4 protein-coding genes are annotated in these 4,411 nt (G+C 60.9%); all 4 read left to right on the top strand.

Annotated features, from left to right (window positions below):
• Positions 1 to 308: 308 nt before the first annotated feature.
• On the top strand, positions 309 to 1,169 hold the full coding sequence (locus ACE3OH_RS19935) for a D-alanine--D-alanine ligase (RefSeq protein WP_374357275.1): 861 nt from the start codon (positions 309 to 311) through the stop codon (positions 1,167 to 1,169).
• 158 nt (positions 1,170 to 1,327) lie between these two features.
• On the top strand, positions 1,328 to 2,056 hold the full coding sequence (locus tag ACE3OH_RS19930; RefSeq protein ID WP_374357273.1) for a cell division protein FtsQ/DivIB: 729 nt from the start codon (positions 1,328 to 1,330) through the stop codon (positions 2,054 to 2,056).
• Between the two features lie 51 nt (positions 2,057 to 2,107).
• Positions 2,108 to 3,346, top strand: a complete 1,239-nt coding sequence (gene ftsA / locus ACE3OH_RS19925) for a cell division protein FtsA (RefSeq protein WP_374357271.1) — start codon at positions 2,108 to 2,110, stop codon at positions 3,344 to 3,346.
• A 106-nt stretch (positions 3,347 to 3,452) separates the two neighbouring features.
• On the top strand, positions 3,453 to 4,411 hold a 959-nt coding region (ftsZ, locus tag ACE3OH_RS19920; RefSeq protein ID WP_374357277.1), incomplete at its 3' end, for a cell division protein FtsZ.

Genomic DNA, 4,411 nt, shown 5'->3' with positions numbered 1-4,411 from the left:
AGCCCTTGTTTGTCGAGGATATGAGCGAAGTGCCTCAGGCCATTGTGGAACACGCAAAAGCCGGTGACGTGATCGTCACCATGGGCGCCGGCTCGATTGGCGGTGTGCCTGCAAAGCTTGTGAAAAGTGAAACGTAAAACGTGAAACGTCTGGCCGAGAACGGCTCATTGAAAGAATTGTGAAAAATGGCAAGCAATCAAGTACAGGGTGAGAAGGGCGAAACGTTTCACGTTTCACCTTTCACATTTCACCCTGAGAAATTTGGCAAAGTCGCCGTCATCCTCGGCGGGAACAGTGCAGAGCGCGAAGTGTCGCTGATGAGCGGGGCGGGCGTGCTGGCCGCCTTGCAGGCTAAGGGCGTGGACGCCCATGCTTTCGATCCGGCCGAGAAGCCACTGGCGGCCCTGAAAGAAGAAGGATTTGATCGCGCCTTCCTGATCCTGCACGGCCCGGTCGGCGAAGACGGCACCATCCAGGGCGCGCTCGAATTCATGGGCATTCCGTACACCGGCTGCGGCGTGATGGGCAGCGCCATCTGCATGGACAAGCTGCGTACCAAGCTGATCTGGCGCGGCCTTGGGTTGCCTATTCCTGAATTTGAAGTCCTGGACGAGCACAGCGACTGGGACGCAGTAGTGGCCAAGCTGGGTCTACCGCTGTTCGTAAAGCCGAATATCGAAGGCTCAAGCATCGGTGTGACCAAGGTGAAGTCGGTCGCCGACATGCCGGCAGCGTTTACCGAAGCCCGCCGTTATGGCCGCGTGGTGCTGGCCGAGCGCTATCTCAGCGGTGGCGAGTATGCAGTGTCGATCATGGGTGATGAGGAGCGCGGTTATACCGTGTTTCCGGCTGTCAAGGTCGAGCCGGCTACCGAGTTCTACGACTACCAGGCCAAGTATTTCCGCGACGACACGGTGTACCGCTGCCCCAGTCTTAGCGATGAGCAAGCCGCCTTAATCAACCCGATGATCGAAAAAGCCTTCTGGGCAGTAGGTGGCAAGAGCTGGGCACGCGTGGATTTCATGATGGATGAGGCAGGCAATGCCTATCTGCACGAAATCAACACCGCCCCCGGCATGACCAGCCACAGCCTGTTCCCGATGGGCACCAAGGCGCTTGGGCTCAGTTACGAAGATGCGGTGTTGCGGATTCTGGAAGGCACGCTGTAGTGCGGTTGGCCGGTGAAACGTGAAAGGTGAAACGTGAGTGATGCGGCAGTGAAACGTGATGACGCGGGCGAGATGGCACAGGGCTGCCGCGCTCGCCTGCGCGCGCACGTTTCACCTTTCACCTTTCACGTTTCACCAGCAGAGCGGGGAGAGCGCTGATGTGGGATAAGCCCCAGCTCCTCAACTGGCTCGCCAATCTATTGATCGGCTTTTCATCGCTGCTGTTTTTGTATGCGGCGGTGCTGGTGGTGGTGCATTCGCCGCTGTTTCCGGTGCGGCAGATCAAGGTGGAGGGCAGCCTCAGCCATGTGACGCGCGAGCAGCTGCGTTACATCGTGAAGAACGAGTTGCGCGGCACCTTCTTCACTCTCGATCTGAACAAGACCCGGGCTGCCTTCGAGAAGCTGCCCTGGGTGCGCCAGGTCACGCTGCGCCGTCGCTGGCCCGACCGGCTCGATGTCACCATCGAGGAGCATGTGGCGCTGGCGCGCTGGGGCAGCGTTGGCCTGCTCAATACGCTGGGCGAGCGTTTCGATGCCGCCAGCAACGATGCGCTGCCGGTGCTGGAAGGCCCAGAAGGCAGCGAGGCCGAGGTGGCCAAGGGCTATATGGCTTTCCGCGACCAGCTGGCCGGCATTGCACGTAAACCCAGCCGGGTATGGCTGTCTGCTCGCCGTGCCTGGCGGCTGGAGCTGGATCGCAATCTGACGCTGGAAATCGGTCGCGACAATGTGGAAGGCCGGCTGGCGCGCTTTGTCGAGGCTTATCCGCGCTCGCTGGCCAATCTGGCCACGCCGGCGCAGTACATCGATTTACGCTATCCGAATGGCTTTGCCGTGCGGATGCCGAACACCAATCCGACCAAGCCCGGTGGCAAGGTCACTTAGTCAAGCGAGCCTGCCCGTGATCGGGCAGCACAGTAGTCTGGGAGAGAAGCGGTGAATAAACCGAACACAACAAAGAACCTGCTGGTCGGTCTTGATATCGGTACATCGAAGATCGTCGCGCTGGTTGCCGAGATCCTGCCGGATGGCCGGCTGGAGGTGATCGGCCTCGGTCAGTCACCGTCCAAGGGCCTGAAAAAGGGCGTGGTGGTCAATATCGAGTCCACCGTCGGTGCCATCCAGCGTGCGCTGGAAGAGGCCGAGCTGATGGCCGACTGCAAGATCCGTGAAGTGTTGACCGGCATCGCCGGCAGCCATATCCGCAGCTTCAACTCGCACGGCATGGTGGCGATCAAGGACAAGGAAGTAGGCCCGGCCGATGTCGACCGCGTGATCGAAACTGCGCGTGCGGTGAATATCCCCACCGAGCACCAGATCCTGCACATCCTCACCCAGGAATTCATCATCGACGGCCAGGAAGATGTGAAAGAACCGCTGGGCATGAGCGGGGTGCGGCTGGAAGTGAAGGTACATATCGTCACCGGCGCCATTTCGGCGGCGCAGAACATCACCAAGTGCGTGCGCCGCTGCGGCCTGGAGATGAATGACCTGATCCTGCAGCCGCTCGCCAGCGCCATGAGCGTGCTGAGCGAGGACGAGAAAGAGCTGGGCGTGTGCCTGATCGATATCGGCGGCGGCACCACCGATATCGCCGTGTTCTGCGATGGCGCCATCCGCCACACGGCGGTGATTCCGATCGCTGGCGACCAGATCACCAACGATATCGCCATGGCGCTGCGCACCCCGACCAAGGAGGCCGAGGATATCAAGCGCGCCCATGGTATCGCCCTGGGTCGGCTGGCCGACCCGCAGCAGATGATCGAAGTGCCAGGCGTCGGCGAGCGCGGCCCGCGCCAGCTCAATCGCCAGACCCTGGCCGAAGTGATCGAGCCTCGGGTGGAAGAGCTGTACAGCCTGGTGCAGGCGGAACTGCGCCGTTCCGGCTTTGAAGAGCGCCTGTCGAGCGGCATCGTGATTACCGGCGGCTCGGCACAGATGCAGGGCATGGTGGAGTTGGGTGAAGAGGTGTTCCACCTGCCGGTGCGCCTAGGCGTGCCGCAGTATGTCGGCGGCCTGAGCGAGGTGGTGAAGAATCCTCGCTTTTCGACCGTGGTCGGCCTGCTGTTGCTTGGCAAGCAGCAGGCGCAGCGCCAGGGGCTGAAAGCGAATCAGGGCAGTGGCCTTGGCGGGGTGGTCAACCGCATGAAGGCTTGGTTTCAAGGCAATTTTTAGTTGGTCGTCGATGCCGGCGAGAGGTCGGCCTAGACGATTTTCAGTAAAGTCAGCAGTTTCATTTTCTGTCGTTTAAAGCACGGGCAAAGAGGAGAAGCAAATGGCTATTTCGTTCCTGGAAGCAGCGCAGGACATCGTGCCGGTTGCCAAGATCAAGGTGATCGGTATCGGTGGTTGTGGCGGCAATGCTGTCGACCACATGATCGACTCGGGTGTGACCGGCGTGGAATTCATCTGCGCCAATACCGATGCGCAGGCGCTCAAGCGCAATCGCTCGGAAAACGTCGTCCAGCTTGGTGCCAATCTGACCAAGGGCCTGGGCGCCGGCGCCAACCCCGATATCGGTCGCGCTGCAGCCGAAGAAGACCGTGAGCGCATCAGCGAGATGCTCGATGGTGCCGACATGGTATTCATCACCGCCGGCATGGGCGGTGGCACCGGTACCGGTGCTGCGCCCATCGTGGCGCAGATTGCCCGCGAGCGCGGCATCCTCACCGTTGGTGTGGTTACCCGCCCGTTTGCCTTCGAAGGCAAGCGTCAGAAGTCGGCGCAACAAGGGATTGAGGAGCTGCAGAAGTATGTCGACTCGCTGATCATCATCCCGAACGACAAGCTGATGCAGGTGCTGGGCGACGATGTGTCGTTCAAGGATGCCTTCAAGGCTGCCGACGATGTGCTGCGCGGCGCCGTGGCCGGTATCGCCGAAATCATCAATGTGCCGGGTCTGGTGAATGTCGACTTCGCCGACGTGAAGGCGGTAATGACCGAGATGGGCATGGCGATGATGGGTTCGGCCCATGCCGAAGGCGTTGACCGCGCCCGTATCGCTGCCGAAGCGGCCGTTGCCAGCCCCTTGCTGGAAGACATCAGCCTCAATGGCGCCCGTGGCGTGCTGGTGAACATCACCGCCGACTACAGCCTGAAGATGAAGGAAGTGCATGAGGTGATGGATGCGGTGAAGGCCTATACCGCCGACGACGCCCGCATCATCTTCGGTACCGCCTTCGACGAAACCATGGGCGACAAGATTCGCGTCACCCTGGTGGCCACCGGTCTCGGCGGTCG

Source organism: Chitinimonas sp. (assembly GCF_041904975.1).
Lineage (GTDB): Bacteria > Pseudomonadota > Gammaproteobacteria > Burkholderiales > Chitinimonadaceae > Chitinimonas.
The sequence above is the reverse complement of the archived record's forward strand: the minus strand, read 5'-3'. Positions and strand labels throughout refer to the sequence as shown.